The sequence below is a fragment of the Streptomyces hazeniae genome, from assembly GCF_031845485.1.
Lineage (GTDB): Bacteria > Actinomycetota > Actinomycetes > Streptomycetales > Streptomycetaceae > Streptomyces > Streptomyces hazeniae.
The window spans coordinates 66338-90481 of sequence record NZ_JAVREQ010000009.1 but is presented as its reverse complement, the minus strand read 5'-3'; the positions used below and the strand labels follow the sequence as shown (position 1 = coordinate 90481).

Below are 24144 nucleotides of genomic sequence, written 5' to 3'. Positions count from 1 at the left end.
TCTCGCGCTGCTCAGTGGGTCAGGACACCACCGAGTTTCACTTCACCACGTTGAGCAGCAGGTTCGGGGAGCCCGAGCCCGGGTTGCCGACGACGTCCGGGACCGCGGCGTCGGTGAGCGCCGTGGAGACGTCCGCCGGGGTGGCGCCGGTGTTCGTCTCCAGGTAGAGCGCCGCGACGCCCGCCACGTGCGGGGTGGCCATGGAGGTGCCGGATATGGTGTTCGTCGCGTCGTCACCGGTGTTCCAGGCGGCCGTGATGTCCACGCCGGGGGCGTAGATGTCCAGCACCGAGCCGTAGTTGGAGAAGCTCGCCTGGGCGTCGGTGTCGTCGGTGGCGCCGACGGTGATGGCGTCCGGGACACGGGCCGGCGACGAGGAGCCCGCGTCGGAGCTGTCGTTGCCCGCCGCGACGGCGAAGCTGATGCCCGCGTCGATCGCCTTCTGGACGGCCTCGTCGAGGACCGGGTCCTCCGGACCGCCCAGCGACATGTTGGCGACCGACGGGCCGGAGGCGTTCTGGGCGACCCAGTCGATGCCGGCCACGACCTGGGCGGTGGTGCCCGAGCCCTGGTCGTCCAGCACGCGGACGCCGACGATCTTGGCCTTCTTCGCGACGCCGTGCGCCTCGCCGGCGATGGTGCTGGCGACGTGCGTGCCGTGCCCGTTGCCGTCCTGGGCGACGTCGTCGTCCTCGACGGCGTCGTAGCCGTCGACGGCGCGGCCGCCGAAGTCCTGGTGGGAGACGCGGACGCCGGTGTCGATGACGTACGCGGTGACGCCCTCGCCGCCGCCGTCGGGGTAGGTGTAGGTGTCGTCCAGCGGCAGGTCCGTCTGGTCGACCCGGTCCAGGCCCCAGTTCGGGGGGTTGCTCTGCTCGCCGGTGATGGTGAACTTCTTGTTCGCGTACACCTCGTCGACGGCCGGGTCGGCCGCGAGTTCGCGGGCCTCCTGGCCGGACATCGCGACGGCGTAGCCGTCCAGTACGCGGGTGAAGGTGTCCTTCACCGTGCCGCCGTGCTCCTCGACGACGTCCTTGCCGCTCTCGGAGCTCGCCGAGAGGGCGGACTTGTTCATCGTGACGATGTAGCTGCCCGCGACGGCCTTATCCGACTGTGCGCCGATGACCGTGCCCTGCGGCGGGGCGGCGGTGGCGGGGAGGGCGAGGGCGGTACCGACGGCGGCCGTGGCCACGGCGGCCGAGACGGCGACGGCGACCTTGCGGCGCTTGCCGGCCGTGCGGCGGTGCGAGTTGCCCTGCGGGGACCCCTGCTGCTGAGCCATCTGGAATTCCTTTGTGTGGGGATGCGCGCTTGTGGGGAGCGCGTGCTGCGCTGTGGGGCGCGCAGCGATCAGCAGCCAAACGCAATGTCACGAGCAGGACAAGGCACGGAAGGAATCGGACATCCTTCGGGTGCCGCGCGTAGACGGGTCGAGTCGGTCAGCGGGCGGAGCCGTGGCCTCCGCTTCACTCTCCGGGGTCGCCCTGCGGGCGGACGGCGTCCGCCGGGCCCGGCCCGTCGTCTCCGTCGACGGTCGACGCCCCGCGCGTGTCGGCGAGCCAGCCGAGCGCCGTGGCGCGGGCTCCGAGCTGGAAACGCGTGGCCGCGCCGACCTGCTCCATGAGCGCCCGCAGCCGCCGCTGGAACGTGCGGTGGCTGACGCCGAGCTGCCGGGCCATCACCGGGTCGGTGAGCCCGGTCGTCAGCAGGGCGAGCAGCCTGGCGTCGTCCGGATCGGGGCCCTCCCGGTCGCCGTGCAGCGGCTGTGCCCGCTCCCACAGCACCTCGAACAGCCCGCCCAGCGCCTCCAGCAGTCCGGACGGGTGGACCACGACACCGCTGACGACCTCGTACGGCGTGGTGCGCAGCGGGATGACGCCGCACCGGTCGTCGGCGAGCATCAGCTTGGTGGGGGTCCCGCTCATGACACGGGCGTCCTCACCGAGTTCGGCGCAGGCGGCGAGATCGGTGTCGACGCTGTGGAACGGCCCGACGGTCTCCGTGCCGCGCAGGCCGGCGGTGTCGTAGATGACGCGGTAGCCGACGCCGCGACGCATCGTCTCCTCCTGGAGCGGCATCATCCCGGTCCGCGGATCGGTCCGGTCCGGGCCGGTGTTGGCGTAGGGCGGGCGGTCGATGCCGCGCACCTCGTGGCGAGCGCTGCGCTGGAGCTGGTCCACGGCCCGGATCACGGCGGCCCGCCCGATCACCACCTCCACCAGGTCCATGGGGTCGCGGGCACCGGTCGTGGCGCGGTAGCGGGTGGCAAGCAGCTGGACGTGCAGGCGGGCGCGCTGCAGCTGCTCCTCGCGCGCGGTCAGCAGCGTCTCGAAGGCCACGTCCGGCGCGACGGGCAGCCAGCGGTCGGACTCGCCGCGCGCACCGGCGACCCGTTCGACGAGCCGGAGCCGCTCCAGGGAGGCCAGCACCTCCCGGGCGCGAGGGCCGGAAGGCCCCAGGGCGGCGCGGAGTTCGGGCAGGGTGACGGCGCCGTCCACCAGCGCCTCGTACGCCTGCTGCTGCACGGGGTCCAGATCGAGAGCCTCCAGCATGACCGGCATCCTCGTGCTACTGGCGAGTTCGCGTCAATGTCGCGAACTCGCCAGTAGCTTTCTTGGGTCGACCACCGACTCGCTCCGATGGAACGTTTCTCCTCCTTCCCCGGGCGGATCGCGTCAGAAAGACGATTAGGATGGGGGCGTGCATCGACTTCGTATCGCGCTGAATCAGATCGACTCCACCGTCGGCGACCTCGAGGGGAACGCCGACGCCGTCCTGCGCTGGACGCGGCACTCCGTCGAGCAGGGGGCCCACCTGGTGGCGTTCCCCGAGATGATGCTCACCGGCTATCCGGTCGAGGACCTGGCGCTGCGGTCCTCGTTCGTCGAGGCCAGCCGGGACGCGCTGCGCACGCTGGCGCGGCGACTGGACGGCGAGGGACTGGGTGGGGTGCCGGTCGTGGTCGGCTACCTCGACCGGAGCGAGCAGGCACAGCCCCGCTACGGGCAGCCCGCGGGCGCTCCGCAGAACGCCGGCGCGGTCCTGCACGGCGGCGAGGTGGTGCTCACCTACGCCAAGCACCACCTGCCCAACTACGGCGTGTTCGACGAGTTCCGGTACTTCGTGCCCGGCGAGACGCTGCCGGTGCTGCGGGTGCACGGCGTCGACGTCGCGCTGGCCATCTGCGAGGACCTGTGGCAGGACGGCGGCCGCGTCCCGGCGACCCGTACCGCCGGGGCCGGGCTGCTGCTGTCGATCAACGCCTCGCCGTACGAGCGGAAGAAGGACGACACCCGCCTGGAACTGGTGCGCAAGCGGGCGCAGGAGGCCGGCTGCACCATCGCCTACCTCGCGACGGTCGGCGGGCAGGACGAGCTGGTCTTCGACGGCGACTCCATCGTCGTCGACGCCGACGGCAGGGTCCTGGCGCGCGCACCGCAGTTCGAGGAGGGCTGCGTGGTGCTCGACCTGGAGCTGCCCGCGGCCGGGGACGTGCCCGCGGGGACGGTGGACGACGGGCTGCGCGTCGAGCACCTGACGCTGTCCGCGGAGCCACTGCCGGCCGCCGCTCCGGAGGTCACCGGCGAGGAGGCCCCGCGCATGGAGGATCCGGAGGAGGTGTACACGGCGCTGGTCACCGGCCTGCGGGCGTACGTGCGGAAGAACGGCTTCCGCTCGGTGCTGATCGGTCTGTCCGGCGGCATCGACTCCGCACTCACCGCCGCCCTCGCCTGCGACGCGCTCGGCGCGGAGAACGTGTACGGCGTGGCGATGCCGTCCCGCTACTCCTCGGCGCACTCGCTCTCGGACGCGGAGGACCTCGCCCGCCGCACCGGCCTCGACCTGCGCACGGTGCCCATCGCGCCGATGTTCGACGCCTACCTGGCGTCGGTCGAGCTCACCGGACTCGCGGAGGAGAACCTCCAGTCCCGGCTGCGCGGCACCCTGCTGATGGGGCTCTCCAACCAGGAGGGCCACATCGTGCTGGCGCCCGGCAACAAGTCCGAACTGGCCGTCGGCTACTCGACGCTGTACGGCGACTCGGTGGGCGCGTACGGGCCCATCAAGGACGTCTACAAGTCGACCGTGTTCGCGCTGGCCCGGTGGCGCAACCGGGCCGCCGAGGCCGCCGGCCGGACGCCGCCGATCCCGGAGAACTCCCTCAGCAAGCCGCCGAGCGCCGAACTGCGCCCCGACCAGGTGGACACGGACTCGCTGCCGGACTACGAGGTGCTGGACGGCATCCTGGCCCTGTACGTCGACCAGGACCGCGGCCGTGCGGAGATCATCGCGCAGGGCTTCGACGAGGAGACCGTGACCCGGGTGCTGCGCATGACGGACACCGCGGAGTACAAGCGCCGCCAGTACCCGCCCGGCACCAAGATCTCCGCCAAGGGGTTCGGCAAGGACCGCCGCCTCCCCGTCACCAGCCGCTGGCGCGAGACCGGCACCACCGCGAGCTGAGCCGCCCGTCCGGATCGCCCCGGGCCCGCGACTCCTGCTACGGCAGGTTCACGGATGCCGCGACGGGGAGGTGGTCGCTTCCGGTGCCCGGGAGCGACCAGGACGACACCGGGTCGAGGTCCTTGACCATGATCTGGTCGATGCGGGCCATCGGGAAGCTCGCCGGCCAGGAGAAGCCCATGCCGTCGCCGGCCGCGCCCTGGGTGGACCGCATCTGCGAGGTGACGGGCGCCAGGGCGCGGTCGTTCATCGTGCCGTTGAGGTCGCCGAGCAGCACCACGCGACCGACGGGGTCGTCGGCGATCTCCCTGCCGAGCAGCCGGGCGGCGTCGTCGCGCTGGCCGGCGGTGAAGCCGGAGCGGAACTCGACCCGCACGGAGGGAAGGTGCGCGACGTACACGGCCACGTCCCCCTGCGGCGTCTGCACCGTGGCGCGCAGGGCGCGCTTCCAGCCGATGTCGATGTCGACGTGCCGGGCGTCCTGCAGTGGCTCCTTGCTCCACAGGCCGATGGTGCCGATGACGACGTGGTGCGGGTAGGCGGCGGCGAGTTCGCGTTCGTAGAGCGGGATGCGGTCGCCGGCGATCTCCTGGAGCGCGAGCACGTCGGCGCCGGAGGCCGCCAACTGGTCGGCGGCGGCGCCGGGATCGGGGTTGGCCGCGCTCACGTTGTGCGTGACGACGGTGAGTTCGCCGCCGGAGCCGGTCTTGTCGCTGATCAGCCCGCCGAACAGACTCCACCACGCCACGGCGGGCGCCAGCAGCGCGACCAGGGCGGTGGCGGACCGCCGGACCACGGCGCCCACCAGCAGCACCGGGATCAGCAGGCCGCCCCAGGGCAGGAACGTCTCCCACAGGGAGCCGAGGTTGCCGATCACGTTGGGCACCCGGGCGTGCAGCAGCAGGAGGGCGGTCAGGCCGAGGGCCAGGGCGGCGAGCAGGACCCCGCGCCGCCACATGCCGGGGGCGCTCCAGCCGCCGCGGTCCCCTGACGAACCGCCCCGCGGCCCGCGGAAGGAGCGGCGGGGCCGTCCATGCCCCGCGCCGTCGGTCCGCTCGGCCTCCGTCATGAACGCCCGTGCCATGCGCCGTCCTCACTCGCCTCGCCTGTCCGGGGAACGATAGGTGATCGCCGGGCCGCCCGCCGACCGTGCGCGGCACGCCCCCGACCTCGTCTCCGGGCCGTGATCCGTTCCTGTCTGCAGGACGATCACGACCGCGCGCCGGGTTCCGCGAGAGGGCGGGGCGCGCCGTGCTGTGACCGAACACGCATATCCGGGCGCCCTCGCGAACGGCCCGCGCAGCGGCGGGGCCGGCGCCTCTTCCGCACACCCTCCACCAGCGGGTATCACCCTTCGTCGCGCCCGGGAACGCACCGCGCACGGCGGACGGGCGGGCGAGGCGCCGGCAGGGGGCTCCCGGGCGGCGTCAGGGGTTCCCCCCTTCGCCCGAACCGTGCCAGCATGGAACCGAATCCGGGGACGCCCCCAGGGGCGCCACGAGACGACGAGACACAGGAGCCAGTGCGATGACGCCTGCCCAGTCGGTACAGCCTGCCCAGCCTGAGACCTCCGCCCCGTCGGGACCGTCCGCCCAGAACCCCAGGTCGCTCTACGGCGGCGCGCAGAACCGCCGCATCACCGTCCGCGATCTGGCCGCAGCCAAGGAGCGCGGCGAGAAGTGGCCGATGCTCACCGCCTACGACGCGATGACCGCCTCGGTCTTCGACGACGCGGGCATCCCCGTCCTGCTCGTCGGCGACTCGATGGGCAACTGCCACCTCGGGTACGAGACGACCGTGCCCGTCACCATGGACGAGATCGCGATCCTCTCCGCCGCGGTCGTACGGGGCACCCGGCGCGCCCTGGTCGTCGGCGACCTGCCGTTCGGTTCGTACCAGGAGGGCCCCGAGCAGGCCCTGCGGAACGCCACCCGGCTGGTCAAGGAGGCCGGCGTCGGCGCGGTGAAGCTGGAGGGCGGCGAACGCTCGCTGCGCCAGACCGAACTGCTCGTCTCCGCCGGCATCCCGGTCATGTCCCACCTGGGCCTGACGCCGCAGTCCGTGAACGCCATGGGCTACCGCGTGCAGGGCCGTTCCGACGAGGACGCGCACCGGCTGGTCCGGGACGCGAAGGCCGCGCAGGACGCGGGCGCGTTCGCGGTGGTGCTGGAGCTGGTGCCGGCCGAGCTGGCCGCGGAGGTCACCCGTTCCCTGCACATCCCCACGGTCGGCATCGGCGCCGGCCCGGACACCGACGCACAGGTCCTGGTCTGGACGGACATGGCGGGCCTGACGCCGGGCAGGCTGCCGCGCTTCGTGAAGCAGTACGCGCAACTGCGCGAGACGCTGGGCGGCGCCGCGAAGGCGTTCGCCGAGGACGTCACCGGCGGCGGGTTCCCGCAGCCGGAGCACAGCTTCTCCTGACCGCGTCGCCTCCCGTGCGGCACCGGCCCGGGTGCCGGCGGCGCGGGGGCGACGCACGCTCGACGAGCGGCCGGCCTCCCGCCTGTAGGCGGGATGTCGGCCGTTTGTCGGTGGCGCCTGTCACCGTGGTGCCATGACGCGACAGGAAGCCACCGGCCACGGACGCAACGCCGTCGAGGTCCGCGGACTGGTGAAGCACTTCGGGGAGACGCGGGCGGTCGACGGCATCGACCTCACGGTGCGCGAGGGCACCGTCATGGGCGTCCTCGGGCCGAACGGCGCGGGCAAGACGACCCTGGTCCGGATTCTGTCCACGCTGCTGGCCCCGGACGCCGGCACGGCCACCGTGGCGGGCTGCGACGTGGTGCGCCAGCCGCGCCGGCTGCGCCGCACCATCGGACTCACCGGCCAGTACGCCTCGGTGGACGAGAAGCTGTCCGGCTGGGAGAACCTCTACATGATCGGCCGGCTGCTCGACCTCCCGCGCCGCGACGCGCGCCGCCGGGCGGACGAGATGCTGGAGCGGTTCTCGCTGACGGACGCGGCCCGCAAGCCGGTGAGCAAGTACTCCGGCGGCATGCGCCGCCGCCTCGACCTGGCCGCGTCCATGATCGGCCGCCCCCGGGTGCTGTACCTGGACGAGCCCACCACAGGTCTCGACCCGCGCACCCGCAACGAGGTGTGGGACGAGGTCAAGCACATCGTCGCCGACGGCAACACCGTGCTGCTGACCACCCAGTACATGGAGGAGGCGGAGCAGTTGGCGAGCGAGCTGACCGTCGTCGACCAGGGAAAGGTGATCGCGGAGGGCCGGGTGCCGGAGCTGAAGGCGAAGGTCGGCGGCCGCACCCTGGAGATCCGCCCGGCCGACACGGGGGACCTGCGGGCGATGGCCGGCGCGCTGGCCGAGGCGGGTCTGGACGGCATCTCCGGTGCCACGGCCGACGCGGAGCGCGGCGTCGTCAGCGTGCCGATCATCAGTGACGAGCAACTGACCGCCGTGGTCGGGCTGCTGGGCGTGCGCGGTTTCGGGATCGCCGACATCGCCACCCATCTGCCCAGCCTGGACGAGGTGTTCCTGGCCATCACCGGCCAGCGGGCCACCCATCAGGAGTCCGAGCCCGAGAACGAGGAGGTCGCGGCGTGAGCACCGCCACCGTTTCCCCCGAGGCGTCCGGTCCGGGACCGCGCGTCCCCGCCCCGTCCCTCGAGCCCGGCTCGGGCGAGGACCGGATCGGGCTGCGCGCCAACGTGCGGCACGTCGGGGCTCTGGTGCGCCGGAACGCGCTCCAGATCAAGCAGGACCCCGAGTCGATGATGGACGCGCTGCTGATGCCCATCATCTTCACCCTGCTCTTCGTGTACGTCTTCGGCGGCGCCATTTCCGGCGACGCCGACCGGGACGTCTACACCGCGTACCTCATCCCCGGGATGATGGCGATGATGGGCATGAACATCGCCATGGCGGTGGGCACCGGCATCAACGAGGACTTCCGCAAGGGCGTGATGGACCGCTTCCGGTCCATGCCCATCGCCCGGTCCTCGGTGCTGATCGCGAAGGTCGTGGTGGAGATCGGCCGCATGCTGATCGCCATCGTGGTGCTGCTGACGGTCGGTTTCCTGGTCGGCTACGAGCTCCAGGGCAGTGTGCTCGGCATGCTCGCCGCTATCGGCCTGACCACACTCTTCGGCGCGTCCCTGGTGTGGATCTTCATGCTGCTGGGTCTGACCATGCGGACCGCGCAGGCCGTCCAGGGCGTGTCCTTCCTGGTGCTGATGCCCCTGCAGTTCGGCTCGTCGGTCTTCGTCCCGACGGGCACGATGCCGGGCTGGCTGGAGGCGTTCACCGACGTCAACCCGCTCACGCACGTGGCGGACGTGTCCCGCGTGCTGATGGGCGGCACCGGCGACGTGGGCGGGCCGCTGCTGTGGACGCTGGTGTGGTCGGTCGGCCTGACCGCGGTCACCGCCCCGCTGGCCATCAACACCTTCCGCAAGAAGACCTGACCGGCGGGGCCCGGTACTGTCGGGCCCCATGACCTCCGCTGTCGCGCCGAAACGTGAGCACCGCCGTCCGAGCCCGGTCTTCCTGGGCCTGGTGGCGGTGCTCGCGGTGTCCGGCTGGGCCGTGTGGACGGACTTCGCGCGGGCGACCGGCGTCGCGGTGTTCCTGTTCGTGGTCTCCGGCTGGATCGTCTCGCTGTGTCTCCACGAGTACGCCCACGCGCGCACGGCGCTGCATGGCGGTGACCACACGGTGGCCGCCAAGGGCTACCTGACGCTGAACCCGTTGCGGTACACGCACGCGCTGCTCAGCATCGTGCTGCCGGTGCTGTTCGTGATCCTGGGCGGCATCGGCCTGCCGGGCGGCGCGGTGTTCGTCGAGCGGGACCGCATCCGGGGCCGGCTGCGGCACAGCCTCGTCTCGGCGGCCGGGCCGCTGACCAACGTGGTCTTCGCGCTCGCGCTCACGGCCCCATGGTGGCTGGGCACCGTCGACACGATGCCGGCGCCGTTCCGGTTCGCGCTGGCGTTCCTGGCGCTGCTCCAGGTGACGGCGGCGATCCTGAACCTCCTGCCGGTGCCGGGGCTGGACGGCTACGGGGTGATCGAGCCCTGGCTGTCGCCGTCGGCCCGGAGGCAGGCGGAGCCGTTCGCACCGTTCGGGCTGCTGATCGTGTTCGCCTGCCTGTGGATCCCGGGGATCGGGGCCGTGTTCTGGGACGTCGTCGACGCGGTGCTAGGCATGCTCGGCGTGGGGCAGGGCGAGACGTACTACGGGCTGGAGTACTTCCGCTTCTGGGACGGCGACCCGCAGGCGGGCCTCGTGCCGGTGACACTCGGCCGGTGACGCCCGCCCTCCGGGCACGTGCCGAGGGGCGGGCGCGTCACCGCCCGTCGCCGGGGGGCTGCTCCCCACCGGGGCCGCCGCCCTGCGCCTGCTCGCCGCCCTGTGCGGCGCGGAGCCGGCGCCAGTGGTACCACGCCATGTTCGACGTGACGCCCGCGAGCAGCACCCAGGCGATCCCGAACCAGTTCCCGTTCACGAAGGCGACCACCGCCGCGACGACGGCGAGCAGGCACAGGGCGGTGGCGGCCAGGGCGATGGACTTCGAGGGCCTGGGCGGGGTGGAGGCGGGCATGGGGGCTGGGGCTCCCGTCGAGTGGGCAGGTGGGTGTACCGCTCCATTGTCCCCCACGCCCCCCGGGGCGGACCGTGGCGGGGCGCACGTCCCCCGCGCACGCCCCGGCCGGTCGGCTCAGATGTCGGTGAGCCGCACGCCCGCGTGGGCCTTGTACCGGCGGTTGACCGAGATCAGGTTGGCGACGAGCGACTCGACCTGGTGGGCGTTGCGCAGCCGCCCGGCGAAGACGCCGCGCATGCCGGGGATGCGGCCCGCGAGGGCCTGCACGATCTCGCAGTCCGCGCGCACCTCGCCGAGCACCATCACGTCGGTCTCGATCTCCTTGATGTCCGGGTCGGAGAGCAGCACGGCGGAGAGGTGGTGGAAGGCGGCGGTCACACGGGAGTCGGGCAGCAGGGCGGCGGCCTGCTCGGCGGCGCTGCCCTCCTCGGGCACCAGGGCGTAGGCGCCCTTCTTGTCGAAGCCCAGCGGGTTGACGCAGTCGACGACGAGCTTTCCGTGCAGTTCCTCGCGCAGGCTCTCCAGCGTGGCGGCGTGGCCGTCCCAGGGCACGGCGACGATCACCACGTCCGAACGGCGGGCGCACTCCGCGTTGTCCGCGCCCTCGACGCCCTGGCCGATCTCGCCGGCCGCCTCGCGGGCCCGCTCGGCCCTCCGCGACCCGATGATCACCTTCTGGCCGGCGAGGGCCAGTCGGTAGGCGAGTCCGCGGCCCTGGTCGCCGGTGCCGCCGAGCACGCCGACGGTCAGTCCGGAGACGTCGGGGAGGTCCCAGGGGTCCTTCTTGGGCGAGGGCGCTGCTGAGGAAGTCATGGGGCCGATCCTACGGGTTGCGCCGACCGCTTCCTACTGGCGAGTAGCTTCACTGGTCGAGGGCTTCGCCACATCCGTGGCGGCTCTCGCACTCCGGAGCGCGAGAGCCCCTCCCCGTTCGGGCGACGTCTCCCCCGAACCGCGGCGCGCGGCACCGGCCGTACGGCAGCATGCACGCCCATGGATGCCGTACGGGTCGCCCTGCTGCGTGAAGTCCTCGCCGGTACCGAGTGGTTGCCCTCCACCCGGCGCTTCGCCGGGTCGCTGCGCGCCTCCGTCTCACCTCGCGGCGGTGGACTGCTGCTGGTCGGCACCGAGGAGCACGAACCTTGGCACCTGGCCGCCCATCTGGACGACGAGGCCGCCTGGTCCGGGCTCCCCGAGCTGTCGCCCACACTGGTACGCCATCGGGTCCCGCCGGCCGCGCCCGCCCACCTCTCCTGCGGCCTGGCCCGGCTGGAGGCGGCGGGACGCAACGAGACGCTGCTGGTGGTCGCTCCGGGCGAGCCGGGCGACGGCCTGCTGGAACGGGTGCACGACGCCCGGCGGGCCGGCGCGACGGTCCTGGCGCTTGAGGGCGGCGCGTCACCGGACACCAGCGGCTCGCCGGGCACCACCGAACTGGGCGGCATGGCCCACGACGCGCTCACCGCCGACCCGCAGGAGCTCGACCTCGACACGCTCCAGCATCTGGTCAGCGCGGCCGCCGGCGAAGCCGCGCCGGGGCCGGGCGGCCTGACCCGCTGCCCGCGGCCGTTCACCGCGGCACGGCACGCGCGCGGCTTCCGCGACCGCCTCTCCCGGCTCGCCGAACGCCTCACCGCGCCACCGCCGCCGCGCTGGTGAGTCCTCCGGACCAGGTCGATAAGCAGTTGCCCCGTGCAGCGTTCGGGGCGGAGGATGGCCGCTCGTGTCCCTCGATCTGCGCGCGCTGCTGCCCGACCTCTCGCCCTGGCGTTCCTCACGGGACTTCCGCGTGCTGTGGTGTTCGGGGGCCATCACGGTCTTCGGCAGCTTCCTCTCCTTCGTCGCGCTGCCCTTCCAGCTCAAGGAGCTGACCGGTTCGCCGGTCGCGGTGGGCGCTCTCGGCGTGGTCGAGCTGGTGCCGCTGATCGTCTTCGGCCTGTACGGCGGCGCGCTCGCCGACGCCGTGGACCGCCGGAAGGTCATCCTGTTCACCGAGTTCGCACTCGGCCTCGTCGCACTGGGCCTGCTGCTGAACTCGCTGCTGCCCGAGCCGATGATCTGGCCGCTGTACGCCGCGGGCGCGCTGACCAGCTCGCTGGTCGGCCTCCAGCGTCCGGCCCTGGACGCGATCGTTCCGCGCATCGTGCCGCACGACCAGCTCAGCGCCGCCGCCGCGCTCAACTCGCTGCGCTGGCAGATCGGAGGCGTCGCCGGACCCACCCTCGCCGGTCTGCTGATCGCCTACGCGGGTGTGGAGACGGCGTACGTACTGGACGCGCTCAGCTTCGCGGTGTCGTTCCTGCTCGGCCTGCGCCTGCGCCCCTCCCCCGCCGGCCACGACGCGGAGAAGCCGTCGCTGCGCGGCATCCTGGAGGGCGCGCGCTACGCCTGGAACCGCAAGGAACTGCTGGGCACGTACACCGTGGACGTCGCCGCGATGCTGTTCGCGTTCCCCCTCGCCCTCTTCCCCTTCCTCGCGGACCGGCTCGACGCGGAATGGGCCCTGGGCATGATGTACGCGACGCTGCCGCTGGGCGGCATGCTGGTCAGCGCGACCAGTGGCTGGACGCGGAGGATCCACCGGCACGGCCGGATGGTCGCTCTCGCGGCACTGCTGTGGGGAGCGGCGATGGCCGCCGCCGGCGCGGTGCAGAACATCTGGCTGGTCCTGCTGTTCCTCACCGTGGCCGGGGCGTTCGACATGGTCAGCGGCATCTTCCGGTCCACCCTGTGGAACCAGACCATCCCGGACGGGTTGCGCGGGCGGCTGGCCGGCATCGAGCTGCTGTCCTTCTCCGTCGGGCCGCAGCTCGGCCAGCTCCGCTCCGGTGGCATGGCCGCGCTCACCTCGGTGCGCACCTCGGTGTGGGGCGGCGGCCTGCTCTGCGTGGCGGCGGTCGGCGTCCTGATGCTGGCGCTGCCGAAGCTGATGTCCTACGACGCCCGCACCGACCCGCACGCCCGGGCCAAGCGGGAGGCGGCCGGGGCCGCACAGGCCGACACGGCGCAGGCCGGCGGCGGGAACAGCGCCGCGACGGAGCCGGCCGCTCCCTGACCCCCTCGCGCGCCTCCCACAGCTCCCGCCTCGCACCTCCCGCCCACCCGGCCGGGCACAGAAGGTACGACTCCGGACACAGAGTTCACCCGAAAGGCGTCGTCCCGCGGGGAACGCTCACGTACCGTCGAAGCGTTGAGCGCTGAGTGAGCACATGAGGACACTGTGTGACGACGGCGGAGGGGGACGGCCGTATGACACCGCACCATCACCGGGTCGCCGCCGCATGCCTGCTCGTACTGACCGCCATCGTCCTGCTGCTCACCGTTCTGCCGCACCCGCCGTCCTCCCCCGTGGACGACCCGGCCTCCGCGCACCGCGCCGCCGTCGCGGCGCGGGCCGTACCGCAGCCGGAGCAGGCGGCGGGCCACCCGCAGCTCCCGGACGCCCGGCGCCCGTCGGCGCCCGACGGCTGCCCCGCCGATCCGGTCGCGTGGACGTACCGCTCGAGCAGCGCACACTCCGCCACGGCCTGCGCCCGTGCACCACTGGCCGCCGGTGCGACACCACGCCCGGCCGCCACCGTTCCCGCGGCGCACGAAACCCGGGCGGCGGGGACGCGGAGACCGGGCCCGGTGGCCCTCAGCCCCGCCGTACTCCAGACCTTCCGCTGCTGACGGCCCCGCGCGCCGCCGCACGAGCCCGCCGCCCCGCGACGTCCGCCACGCGCGACGCCGCCGGTGCGACCCCTGCCGTGCCCGCCGCGCACCGGCCGACCCTCACGTCGACACGCCAGCACCGGAAAGGCCCCATGAGCGCCACCCTCCTCTCCTCCGCCCGGCGCACCCTGCGCACGGATCTCCCCTCCTCCCTCGTCGTCTTCCTCGTCGCCGTGCCGCTGTGCGTCGGAATCGCCGTGGCCTCGGGCGTACCGGCCGAGCTCGGGCTGGTCACCGGCATCGTCGGCGGACTGCTCACCGGGCTGCTGCCGGGGAGCAGCCTCCAGGTCAGCGGCCCGGCCGCCGGGCTCACCGTCCTGGTGTACGAGGCCGTGGGCGCGTACGGCCTGGCCACTCTCGGCCTGCTGGTGCTCGCCGCCGGCCTGCTCCAGGTCGCGCTCGGCGCGCTCCGCCTCGGGCGCTGGTTCCGCGCCATCTCGGTGGCGGTGATCGAGGGCATGCTGGCCGGCATCGGGCTGGTGATCATCGCCGGCCAGCTCTACACCATGGCCGACCTCGAGGCGCCCTCCTCGGGCCTGGCCAAGATCGCCGGGCTGCCCGGCCTCGCCGCTGACATCCTCGGCTCGGCGCCCGCCCTGACGGCGTTCGCCGTCGGCACCGGCACCGTCGCGCTGATGCTGCTCTGGCAGCGCCTCCCCAGCCGTGTCCGGAAGGTTCCCGGCGCGCTCGCCGCCGTCGCCCTGGCCACCGTCGTCACGACCACCTTCGGGCTCGGCATCGCGACCGTCGAGGTCAGCGGCCTGCTGGACGCCGTACAGCCTCCCGGCCTCACCGGCCTGGGATCGGTGGTGGACGCCGGGATGATCGGGACCGTCCTCGCCTTCACGCTGATCGCCTCCGCCGAGAGCCTGTTCAGCGCGGCCGCCGTGGACCGGCTGCACGACGGCCCGCGTACCGACTTCGACAAGGAGCTGATGGCGCAGGGCGCCGGCAACACCGTGTGCGGTCTGCTCGGGGCCCTGCCCATGACGGCGGTCATCGTGCGCAGCGCGACCAACGTCCACGCGGGTGCGCGCACCAGGGCCTCGCGGGTGCTGCACGGCGTGTGGCTGCTGCTGTTCGCGGTGCTGTTCCCGGCCGCGCTGAGCGTCATCCCGGTCGCGGCGCTGGCGGGCGTGCTGGTGCACGCGGGCTGCAAGCTGCTGCCGGTGCGGCGTCTGGTGCCGCTGTGGCGCGAGCACCGGGGCGAGGCCGTCGTGCTCACGGCGACCGCGCTCGCGATCGTGGCGGTGGGCATGTTCGAGGGTGTGCTGGTCGGCCTGGCCCTCGCGGTCCTGAAGTCCGCCTGGGAGACGTCCCACACCCACCTGGAGGTCGACGACGCCGCGCCCGGCCCCGTGCGGGTCGCGCTGACCGGCAACGCCACCTTCCTGCGGCTGCCCCGCCTGCTGGCCGCCCTGGAGGCGCTGCCGAGCGACCGCCCGCTGGAACTGGACCTGTCGGGCGTCCGGCACCTGGACCAGGCGAGCCGGGCCGCGCTCACCGGCTGGGCCGAGCGGCACCACGAGGAGGGCGTCCCGCCGGTGCGGCTGACTCCGACCCCCTGAGGCACGGGCCGCCCGCGGGGCCCTTTCCCCGCGCCCGGCCGGCTTTCCCGGCGCTCCGGCGCTCCCGGCGTTTCGTCGCCCGGGAGCGCCGGGCACGCCGGGCACGCCGGGCACGCCGGTCCGTCAGGAGTCGGCGCCCTCCGGCCCCGCGTCGCCCCCCGCCGCCGAGCGGTCGCTCCAGCGGGGGTCGTTCTCCCACTTCACGTTGCGTTCCGCGGCCGTCTCCATGGCGTGCGCGGCCTCCTCGCGGCTGGCGTACGGCCCCATGCGGTCCTTGCCCGGGCATTCCGGGCCCTCCTCGACCTTGCCGTGCTCCAGGCAGTAGAACCACTCGCCGGGACAGCCTGCGGACTTCTTCTTGAAGAGTGCCATGCAGTCATGCTGCCCCAGTCACCGGCGGTCAGCCACGAGCGGGCTGGTTAGACTCGCGCACATGTCTGGCCAGCAGCTCCTCGTTCCCGGCACGCTCTCCCCGCAGCGGGCCGTGCCCTCCTCCATTCCGCGCCCCGAGTACGTGGGCAAGCCCTCGCCCGCGCCGTACACCGGCCCCGAGGTGCAGGACGCCGAGACGATCGAGCGGATGCGCACCGCCGGAGGCATCGCCGCCCGGGCCATGGAGGAAGCGGCCCGGCACATCGCTCCCGGGGTGACCACCGACACCCTGGACGAGATCGCGCACGCCTACATGTGCGACCACGGCGCCTACCCCTCGACGCTGGGCTACCGGAAGTTCCCCAAGTCGCTGTGCACCTCGGTCAACGAGGTGATCTGCCACGGCATCCCGGACTCCACCGTGCTCCGCGACGGCGACATCGTGAACCTCGACGTGACGGCGTTCATCGGCGGCGTGCACGGCGACAACAACGCGACGTACCTGGTGGGCGACGTGGACGAGGAGTCCCGCCTGCTGGTGGAACGGACCCGCGAGGCGCTGAACCGCGCGATCAAGGCCGTCCGGCCGGGCCGGCAGATCAACATCATCGGCCGGGTCATCGAGTCCTACGCACGCCGCTTCGGCTACGGCGTCGTCCGCGACTTCACCGGCCACGGCATCAACACCTCGTTCCACAGCGGCCTGATCGTCCCGCACTACGACGACGAGCGGGCCACGACCGTGATGAAGCCCGGCATGACGTTCACCATCGAGCCGATGCTCACGCTCGGCACGTACGAGTGGGACATGTGGGAGGACGGCTGGACCGTGGTCACCAAGGACCGCAGGCGGACCGCGCAGTTCGAGCACACCCTGGTCGTCACCGACACCGGCGCGGACATCCTGACGCTGCCGTGATTGGCGCGCGGCCCGCCGGGGAAGGGTGACCTCGACACTTTCCGACAGCCTGTCGGGAAACCGCCGCCCGGGTGAGGCCCGGCGGCGGAGCCCCCGTCCCGGAGACCCGGAGGCCCCGCCCATGGCCGCGACCGACCTCACATCCGGCACCACCCCGTTCTCCACGCTGATCCGCACCGCGTCGCAGGAGCAGCACACCGAGGCGGAGAACTCGGGCTTCATGGCCGACCTGCTCGGCGGGCGCCTCGGCGTCGCGGCCTACCGCCTCTACACCGAGCAGCTGTGGTTCGTCTACGGGGCGCTGGAGGCGGAGGCGCCCGGCCTGGCCGACGACCCGGTGGCCGGGCCGTTCGTCGACCCGGCGCTGTTCCGTCGCGACGCCCTGGTCCGCGACCTGGACCACCTGCACGGCGGTACGGGCTGGCGGGAGCGGGTGCGGCCGCTGCCGGCGACGGCGGCGTACGCGGAACGCGTCACCGAGGTCGGACGCACCTGGCCCGGCGGTTACGTGGCGCACCACTACACGCGCTACCTCGGCGACCTGTCCGGAGGGCAGGTGATCCGCGGCCGCGCGGAGCGCAACTGGGGGCTGGCGCGCAAGGGCGACGGCGTGCGGTTCTACGTCTTCGAGGCCCTCGGCAACCCGGCCGAGTTCAAGCGGGGTTACCGGGAGCGGCTGGACGCGATCCCGGCGGACGACCTGGAGAAGCAGCGCATCGTGGACGAGTGCCGACGCGCGTTCACGCTGAACACGGCGGTCTTCGCCGACCTCCACGCCCACGCCGCTTAGGGCCTGTCCTGTCCCTACAGCCGTTCCGTCCGGCGGGGCCCGGGGCGCCTCCCCGGGCCCCGCCGTCGGTCAGCCGTCGGTCAGCCGCGGACGCGGAGGACGCCGAGGCGCTGCGTGGCGCGGGTGAGCGCCACGTAGCGGTCGTTGACCGCGAAGCGGTCCGGCTCGACGACCAGCACGGTGTCGAACTCCAGCCCCTTCGCCTGCCGCGCGTCCAGCAGCACGACCCTCCGCGTCAGGTCGAGCTGCTCGCCGTACGTCGCCTCCGGCAGCACCGCCGCCAGTGCGGCGTGCCGGTCGCGCGGCGCCACCACGGCGAGGCGCCCCTCGTCGTCCGGTGTGTGTGCGGCGACCGCTTCCGCGACGGCTCCGGGCAGCGCGTCCTCCGCGACCGTCCGCTCCCACGGCGGCACCCCGGTGGAGCGCACCGAGCGCGGCGGTTCGAAGTCCGGGTGGTCCGCGCGCCGCTCCTCCGCCGCGTAGTCCATGATCTCGGCCGGGGTGCGGTAGTTGACGCCCAGCCGGATGTGTTCCCAGCGGTCCCCGACGTACGGGTCGAGCGCCTCCCGCCAGCTGCGGGTCCCGGTGGAGCTCTGCGCCGGGTCGCCGACGAGCGTGAGGGACCGGGTCGGGCAGCGCCGCATCAGCAACCGCCAGGCCATCGGCGACAGCTCCTGCGCCTCGTCGACGACGATGTGCCCGAACGCCCAGGTGCGGTCGGCCGCGGCGCGTTCCGCGGCGGTGCGGTGGTCGGCCTCCTCCTGGCGTTCGGCCATCGTCTCGGCGTCCAGCACGTCCTGCACGCCGAGGACCTCGGAGTCCTCGTCGTCGACGTCCTCGAACTCGTAGGTCCGGGAGGCGTAGGCGACGTCCAGGACGCCCTGGGCGTAGGCGACCTGCCGGCGCCGTTCGGCGGCCGCCGCGGCCTGCGCCGCGCGGTCGTCCTCGCCCAGCAGTTCGGCGGCCTCGTCCAGCAGCGGCACGTCGGCCGGCGTCCAGGCGGCCGTCGGCGGCCGCCGTACGGCGTGGGCGTCGGTCCCGGAGAAGTGGCCCTCGGGGTCGGCGAGCAGCTCCGCCACCAGGCGCTGCGGGGTGAGCGAGGGCCACAGCGCGTCGACGGCGTCGTGCACGGCGGGGTCGTCGTCGAGTTCGCTGCGGATCTGCGAGACGTCGCTCGGGTCCAGCAGGTTGGGCCCGCCGAAGGGGTCGGCGCCGAGCCGCCCGGCGCGCTGGTCGGTGAGGGCGTTGAGGAGGTGGCCCTCGAAGTGCTCGCGGGCGACGTTGTGCGGGAGTCCGGTGGCGCGCGCCTTGTCGCGGGCGGCGCGTACCGTCTCGCGGTCCAGGACGAGGACGTCGCCGTCGTGGTCGATCTCCAGGACCGGATCGGGGAGCGCCTGCCGGTCGCGTACCGCGCGGGCGATCACCTCGGCGGTTCCGGCTCGGCCCTTGATCTCGGCGGCCTCCTCGGTGTCGGTTCCGGTCGCCGTGACGCCGGGGAACAGTTCGCCCACGGTCGACAGCAGCACACCGGTCTCGCCCAGCGAGGGCAGCACCTCGCCGATGTAGCCGAGGAAGGCCGGGTTGGGGCCGACGATCAGCACGGCGCGGCGGGCCAGCAGTTCGCGGTACTCGTAGAGCAGGTAGGCGGCCCGGTGCAGGGCGACGGCGGTCTTGCCGGTGCCGGGTCCGCCCTCGACGACGCGGACCCCGCGGTGCGGGGCGCGGATGATCCGGTCCTGCTCGGCCTGGATGGTCTGCACGATGTCGTGCATGCGTCCGGTGCGTGCGGCGTCGAGTGCCGCGAGCAGCACGGCGTCGGCGTCGTGCTGCTCGTGGCCGGTGCGTTCGGTGTCGTCGAGGTCGAGGATCTCGTCGTGGAGTCCGGTGACCTCGCGGCCGGAGGTGGCCAGGTGCCGGCGGCGGCGCAGGTCCATGGGGGCGTGGCCGGTGGCGAGGTAGAACGGGCGGGCCACGGGCGCGCGCCAGTCGATGAGGATTGGGGTCCGGTCGGCGTCGTCCTCGCGGACGCCGACCCGGCCGATGTGGTGGTGGCCGCCGTCGCGGAGGTCGATGCGGCCGAAGCACAGGCCGGAGTCGACCGCGTCGAGGGCGGCCAGCAGGTGGGACTGTTCGTGGACGGTGATGTCGCGTTCCAGCCGGGCCTGCTGTCCGGTGCCGGTGTCCCCGAGGGAGTGCCGCACGGTCGACTCGGCCCGGCCGCGCAGCGCGTCGACGCGGTCGTACAGGCCGGCGACGAATCGTTGTTCTTTTCGCAGTTCCGCGTCCGCGGGAAGTTCCGCGTCCGCCTGGTTCTCCCCGTGTACCGGTGCCCCGTTTGACAATGCCACTCCTCGCACGCTAAAGTGTGTTCCGTAAGGCCCTTTGCGGGCCTTTTCTGTTGTGACGACAGAACCACTCAATATACGCGGGAAAGGGCCCTCGCCTCAAGCGAGGGCCCTTGTCCTTTCCGGGCGGCTCCACGGTTCCCACGAAGCGGCGCCGGAGCGAGAAGACGTTCAGACCTTGCCCATGACTCCCGGGAAGTCGTCGGGACCGGCGTCGAATCCCCGCAGCCGGTGACGGAATTCCCAGCCGCTCTCACCCTCCGGCCGGACGAATTCGGCGACGGTCGCGGCGGTGTTCCCGCCGAGGGTCCCCAGATCGTGCACGGCGAGTTCGTCGTAGCCCCGGAAGATCGCGACTTCGGCGTTCTGGACGGCACCGAACGGCTTGCGGCCGTCGTTCTGCTGTATGACGACGCCCACCACGACGCGCGTGTACGCCTCCGCCATCCGGTCGAATTCCAGCTTCATGGCCTCGTCCGTGCCGAAGCCCTGCCCGGTGTGGCTGTCGCGGGTGAGGGTGATGGTGCCGTCCGGTGAACGGCTGTCGAAGTGGACGAGGTACGCCGTCCCGCCGTCCGCGTCATAGACGGCGGCGACCAGGTCGAGGTCGTTGTCCGGCTCCCCCATCGGGCTCGGATCCCACCGCAACCGCACCTCGACCGTGCCGAGTCCCTTGTTCAGTCCGCCGCCGGACACATCGGTTCCGCTGCTGGATTCGCTCACCGCACACCTTCCCCCGAGCCGTACGGGCGGGCGGTTCCCGCCCCTTCACCCACTGTAAGGGTGACAGGCCCGCCCAGGTGACGCCTTATCAGCCGATCTTCGCCGGACCCGGTGCGACCCGGTGCCGCCGGCGCGACGCCCGGCGCGGTGCACGGTGCGACGCGGACCACATCTCCACTCCGCATCCACACCGGAGGACTGGGCAGACGAAGACCTGTGCTGGCGGCTGCACGCTCGCCGCCGCGTTCCGTACCCCGACCAGCGACCAGGAGACGCCCGTGACCACCACCGAGCCGGAGACGACCGTGAAACTACGGCAGCAGCGCCTTCGGCGACGGCTGGAACGGCTCATCGGCATCGCCGCCACGGAGGGCAACTCCGTCCGCCCGCTGCTCAACGGCGACCGCATCTTCCCGGCCATGCTGGAGGCGATCGGTTCCGCCCGGCACACGGTCGACATGATGACGTTCGTCTACTGGAAGGGCGACATCGCCCACCGCTTCGCCGAAGCGCTCGCGGACCGGGCGCGGAACGGCGTCCGGGTGCGTCTGCTGCTCGACGGGTTCGGCAGCAGACTCATCGAGAAGGACCAGCTCACGCGGATGCGGCGGGCCGGGGTCGAGGTCGTGTGGTTCCGGAAGCCGCTGTGGATCTCCCCGCTCAAGCAGAACCACCGCTGCCACCGCAAGGTGCTGGTCGTCGACGAGCGGGTGGCCTTCACCGGCGGCGTGGGCATCGCGGAGGAGTGGTGCGGCGACGCCCGGGACGCGACGGAATGGCGCGACACCCACGCGGAGATACGGGGGCCGGCCGTCGACGGCGTCGCCGCGGCGTTCGCCCAGAACTGGGCCGAGGCGCACGACGAGCTGTTCGACTCCCGGGACCGCTTCCTCGACCAGGAGTCGGAGGGCGACGCCGTCGTGCAGGTGGTCCGCGGGTCGGCGAGCTTCGGCTGGCAGGACATGCAGACGCTGATGCGGGTGGTGCTGGAGTCGGCGGAGGAGCGCATACGGCTGTCCACGGCCTACTTCGCCCCCGACGCGGTCTTCGTCGACCTGCTGTGCGGCGCCTCCCGGCGCGGCGTCGAGGTGGACATCCTCCTGCCGGGCCCGCACACGGACAAGCGGGTCTGCCTGCTGGCCGGCCAGCAGCACTACGAGGCGCTGCTCGGCTGCGGGGTGCGGATCTGGCAGTACCAGCCGACGATGATGCACGCCAAGACCGTCACCGTCGACGGATTCGCGTCGCTGATCGGCTCGACCAACTTCAACCGGCGCTCCCTCGACCACGACGAGGAGGTCATGCTCACCGTCCTCGACCGCGAGCTGACCGCCGAACTCGACCGGCACTTCGAGGACGACCTCGCGGTGAGCACCCTCATGCAGCACACCCGCTGGCTGCGGCGTCCGGTCCACCAGCGGCTCAAGGAGGCCGCCGTACGACCGCTGCACCGCTTCCTCTGAAGCGCGGGAGGTCGCGGGAGGTCGCGGGAGTAGTCCACCGGTTCAGGGGCACAGGAGAGACGACAGCGAGCGAAAGCCGCGGAAGGGGAGGGAACATGACGGGGTACAGCGCGAAGACGTCCGCTTCGGACGGCAAAGGCCTGGCCATCGGCGGCCTGGTGTGCGGCATCGTCGGGGTGTTCTTCGGCAGTCTGATCCTGGGGCCGGTCGCCCTGATCCTCGGCCTCGTGGCGCACCGCAAGGCGGCGTCGGGCATGGCCAAGGCCGCGATCGTCCTCGGCGTCGTGGACATCGTCATCGCGATCGTCGCGATCGCCGTCCTCAGCTCCAGCGGCTTCACCTGGTAGCCGCCCCACCCGACGCACACCCCCGGAACACGCCGGTCCGGCCGCGACCCCCTGGGCGGCCGGACCGGCGTTCCGCCGTTCAGGGGTGGAAGCGGTCCGGGTCCGCGGCCTTCCAGTCGGCGGCCCACGCCTCCGGCGGACTCTCCAGCAGCTCACCCGGGGCGAGGCGCGGGTACAGCTGAGCGCTCGACGTGATGGTCACCGGGTCCACGCGCCGGTGCAGCAGGTCGGGGCGCAGGTCGCGCGGGTCGGCGACGCCCATGGACGCCATGATGCGCTGGGCGCTGTGCACGGTCGCCCGGTGGAAGCGGTGCACGCGTTCGGCCTTGTCCGGAACGTGCAGCGCGCGGGCGCGCCTGGGGTCCTGGGTGGCGACGCCCACCGGGCAGGTGTTGGTGTGGCAGCGCTGCGCCTGGATGCACCCGACGGCGAACATCATGGCGCGGGCCGCGTTCGTGTAGTCGGCCCCCTGGATCAGGCGCTTGACGATGTCCGCGCCGGTGGCGACCTTGCCGGAGGCGCCGACCCGGACGCGGTCCCGGAGACCGGCGCCGACGAGCGCGTTGTGCACGGTCAACAGCCCTTCGGTGAGCGGGTAGCCGATGTGGTCGGCGAACTCCGGAGGCGCCGCGCCGGTGCCTCCTTCTGCGCCGTCCACCACGAGGAAGTCGGGAGTGACGTTCTCCTCGGTCATGGCCTTGCACACGGCCAGGAACTCGCGCCGGGAGCCGACGCAGAGCTTGAACCCGGTGGGCTTCCCGCCGGCCAGGTCCCGCATCCGCCCGATGAAGCGCACCAGTTCACGGGGCGTGGTGTACACCCGGTGGTACGGCGGGGAGACGACCGTCTCGCCCTCTCGGACACCGCGGACGCGGGCGATCTCGGCGTTGACCTTCTCCCCGGGCAGCACGCCCCCGATGCCGGGCTTCGCACCCTGGGAGACCTTCAGCAGCACACACCGCACGGCGTCCAGCTCGGCCTTCTCGCGGAACTGCTCCGGGTCGAAGTCCCCGTCGGCCGTCCTGCAGCCGAAGTAGCCGGTGCCCACCTCCCAGATGAGGTCGCCGCCGTACGTCAGGTGGTGTTCCGAGACGGCGCCCTCGCCGGTGTCGTGGGCGAACCCCCCGGCCGCGGCACCCTTGTTCAGCGCCCGGACGGCATTGCCGGAAAGGGATCCGAAGCTCATCGCCGAGACGTTGAGCAACGACATGTCGTACGGCCGCGTGCAGTCGGGACCGGCGACGCGCACGGTGGGCGGCGTCTGCGGGACCGGGCACGGAGCCATGGAGGGAACCAGGTACTCGTAGCCGTCCTCGTACATCGCCAGTTCGGTGCCGAAGGGGTCCTCGGCGGACGTGCCCTTGGCCCGCTGGTACACGAGGCTGCGGACGTCGCGGTCGAACGGGCGGCCGTTGTAGTCGTGCTCGATGAAGTACTGCTGGATCTCGGGACGGATGCTCTCCATCAGGAACCGCAGGTGCCCCAGCACCGGGTAGTTCCGCAGCACCGAGTGCCTGGTCTGCGCGAGGTCGTGGACGGCGGTGGCGGCCAGGACCGACAGCGGCGCGGCGGGCAGCCACCACCACGGTGAGACCACGCCGGCCAGCACGGCCGACGTGACGGCGACGAGGACGAGCAGTCCGGACAGGACGAATCTGAGCATGGATTCCCTGTGCCCGAGGCCCCGGAACGTACTCGCCGTGCCCCGCGCCGCGGGGCACGGATATCGGCGCGGATCACGGCGAAGGTCCGCGAACGAGGAGGCGAACGGCAACCGCGAACAGAGCCGCGCGATTTCGGACATGAACGAGAAAATGAAGCGAACGCCAGAGAAACGGCGCTGATATGACTTAAGGTCTCTGCCGTTGT

The 24144-nt window shown here is 72.7% G+C and carries 22 protein-coding genes; 13 read left to right on the top strand and 9 right to left on the bottom strand.

Annotation, left to right across the window (positions count from 1 at the left end):
• Positions 1-37: 37 nt before the first annotated feature.
• Both RM572_RS12415 and RM572_RS12410 read right to left on the bottom strand, forming a co-directional pair.
• Entirely contained in the window at positions 38-1282 is a 1245-nt protein-coding gene (locus RM572_RS12415; protein WP_311673371.1) for a S8 family peptidase, read from the bottom strand.
• Positions 1283-1466: 184 nt separating this feature from the next.
• Positions 1467-2552, bottom strand: a complete 1086-nt coding sequence (locus tag RM572_RS12410; RefSeq protein ID WP_311673370.1) for a helix-turn-helix transcriptional regulator — start codon at positions 2550-2552, stop codon at positions 1467-1469.
• A gap of 148 nt (positions 2553-2700) precedes the next feature.
• Here RM572_RS12410 and RM572_RS12405 point away from each other — a divergent pair, with 148 nt between their 5' ends.
• Positions 2701-4464 (top strand): NAD+ synthase, encoded by a 1764-nt coding sequence (locus tag RM572_RS12405; protein ID WP_311673369.1) that lies wholly within the window; start codon positions 2701-2703, stop codon positions 4462-4464.
• 37 nt (positions 4465-4501) lie between these two features.
• Here RM572_RS12405 and RM572_RS12400 read toward each other — a convergent pair whose 3' ends face one another.
• Positions 4502-5422: an endonuclease/exonuclease/phosphatase family protein gene (locus tag RM572_RS12400; protein ID WP_394813594.1), complete on the bottom strand. Its 921-nt coding sequence runs from the start codon at positions 5420-5422 to the stop codon at positions 4502-4504.
• Positions 5423-5991: 569 nt separating this feature from the next.
• On the opposite strand from RM572_RS12400, the gene panB reads away from it, so the two are divergent.
• From panB to RM572_RS12380, 4 genes are all read left to right on the top strand, one after another.
• Positions 5992-6888: a 3-methyl-2-oxobutanoate hydroxymethyltransferase gene (gene panB, locus RM572_RS12395; RefSeq protein WP_311673367.1), complete on the top strand. Its 897-nt coding sequence runs from the start codon at positions 5992-5994 to the stop codon at positions 6886-6888.
• A 133-nt stretch (positions 6889-7021) separates the two neighbouring features.
• Positions 7022-8035 carry an ATP-binding cassette domain-containing protein gene (locus RM572_RS12390; RefSeq protein WP_311673366.1) on the top strand — a complete coding sequence of 338 codons (1014 nt, stop codon included), beginning with the start codon at positions 7022-7024 and terminating at the stop codon, positions 8033-8035.
• A complete protein-coding gene (locus RM572_RS12385; protein ID WP_311673365.1) occupies positions 8032-8895 on the top strand; it encodes an ABC transporter permease in 864 nt (287 codons plus the stop codon). The genes RM572_RS12390 and RM572_RS12385 overlap by 4 nt, the downstream gene beginning before the upstream one ends.
• A gap of 28 nt (positions 8896-8923) precedes the next feature.
• Entirely contained in the window at positions 8924-9739 is an 816-nt protein-coding gene (locus tag RM572_RS12380) for a site-2 protease family protein (RefSeq protein ID WP_311673364.1), read from the top strand.
• 37 nt (positions 9740-9776) lie between these two features.
• On the opposite strand, the gene RM572_RS12375 is transcribed toward RM572_RS12380, so the two are convergent.
• Positions 9777-10031: a hypothetical protein gene (locus RM572_RS12375; RefSeq protein WP_311673363.1), complete on the bottom strand. Its 255-nt coding sequence runs from the start codon at positions 10029-10031 to the stop codon at positions 9777-9779.
• Between the two features lie 117 nt (positions 10032-10148).
• Positions 10149-10847, bottom strand: a complete 699-nt coding sequence (npdG, locus tag RM572_RS12370; RefSeq protein ID WP_311673362.1) for an NADPH-dependent F420 reductase — start codon at positions 10845-10847, stop codon at positions 10149-10151.
• Between the two features lie 180 nt (positions 10848-11027).
• Here npdG and RM572_RS12365 point away from each other — a divergent pair, with 180 nt between their 5' ends.
• From RM572_RS12365 to RM572_RS12350, 4 genes are all read left to right on the top strand, one after another.
• Positions 11028-11693, top strand: coding sequence for a hypothetical protein (locus tag RM572_RS12365; protein WP_311673361.1), 666 nt, complete (start codon positions 11028-11030; stop codon positions 11691-11693).
• A 64-nt stretch (positions 11694-11757) separates the two neighbouring features.
• Positions 11758-13089: an MFS transporter gene (locus RM572_RS12360; RefSeq protein WP_311673360.1), complete on the top strand. Its 1332-nt coding sequence runs from the start codon at positions 11758-11760 to the stop codon at positions 13087-13089.
• Between the two features lie 194 nt (positions 13090-13283).
• Positions 13284-13706: a hypothetical protein gene (locus RM572_RS12355; protein ID WP_311673359.1), complete on the top strand. Its 423-nt coding sequence runs from the start codon at positions 13284-13286 to the stop codon at positions 13704-13706.
• A 134-nt stretch (positions 13707-13840) separates the two neighbouring features.
• Positions 13841-15316 (top strand): SulP family inorganic anion transporter, encoded by a 1476-nt coding sequence (locus RM572_RS12350; protein WP_311673358.1) that lies wholly within the window; start codon positions 13841-13843, stop codon positions 15314-15316.
• Positions 15317-15439: 123 nt separating this feature from the next.
• Here RM572_RS12350 and RM572_RS12345 read toward each other — a convergent pair whose 3' ends face one another.
• Complete coding sequence (locus RM572_RS12345) at positions 15440-15688, bottom strand: hypothetical protein (protein WP_311673357.1); 249 nt, start codon at positions 15686-15688, stop codon at positions 15440-15442.
• 61 nt (positions 15689-15749) lie between these two features.
• On the opposite strand from RM572_RS12345, the gene map reads away from it, so the two are divergent.
• Together map and RM572_RS12335 are read left to right on the top strand one after the other, a co-directional pair.
• Entirely contained in the window at positions 15750-16607 is an 858-nt protein-coding gene (gene map / locus RM572_RS12340) for a type I methionyl aminopeptidase (protein ID WP_311673356.1), read from the top strand.
• A 121-nt stretch (positions 16608-16728) separates the two neighbouring features.
• The gene (locus RM572_RS12335) at positions 16729-17397 is read left to right on the top strand and encodes a biliverdin-producing heme oxygenase (protein WP_311673355.1); all 669 of its coding nucleotides are present in this window, start codon (positions 16729-16731) and stop codon (positions 17395-17397) included.
• 80 nt (positions 17398-17477) lie between these two features.
• On the opposite strand, the gene RM572_RS12330 is transcribed toward RM572_RS12335, so the two are convergent.
• Positions 17478-19673: a HelD family protein gene (locus tag RM572_RS12330; RefSeq protein ID WP_311673452.1), complete on the bottom strand. Its 2196-nt coding sequence runs from the start codon at positions 19671-19673 to the stop codon at positions 17478-17480.
• A gap of 240 nt (positions 19674-19913) precedes the next feature.
• A complete protein-coding gene (locus RM572_RS12325; RefSeq protein WP_311673354.1) occupies positions 19914-20465 on the bottom strand; it encodes a TerD family protein in 552 nt (183 codons plus the stop codon).
• Between the two features lie 278 nt (positions 20466-20743).
• Between RM572_RS12325 and RM572_RS12320 the strand changes: the two genes are divergently transcribed.
• Positions 20744-21928, top strand: coding sequence for a phospholipase D-like domain-containing protein (locus RM572_RS12320; RefSeq protein ID WP_311673353.1), 1185 nt, complete (start codon positions 20744-20746; stop codon positions 21926-21928).
• Between the two features lie 95 nt (positions 21929-22023).
• Complete coding sequence (locus tag RM572_RS12315) at positions 22024-22275, top strand: DUF4190 domain-containing protein (RefSeq protein ID WP_311673352.1); 252 nt, start codon at positions 22024-22026, stop codon at positions 22273-22275.
• 79 nt (positions 22276-22354) lie between these two features.
• Here RM572_RS12315 and RM572_RS12310 read toward each other — a convergent pair whose 3' ends face one another.
• Positions 22355-23938 carry an FMN-binding glutamate synthase family protein gene (locus RM572_RS12310; RefSeq protein WP_311673351.1) on the bottom strand — a complete coding sequence of 528 codons (1584 nt, stop codon included), beginning with the start codon at positions 23936-23938 and terminating at the stop codon, positions 22355-22357.
• Positions 23939-24144 lie beyond the last annotated feature (206 nt).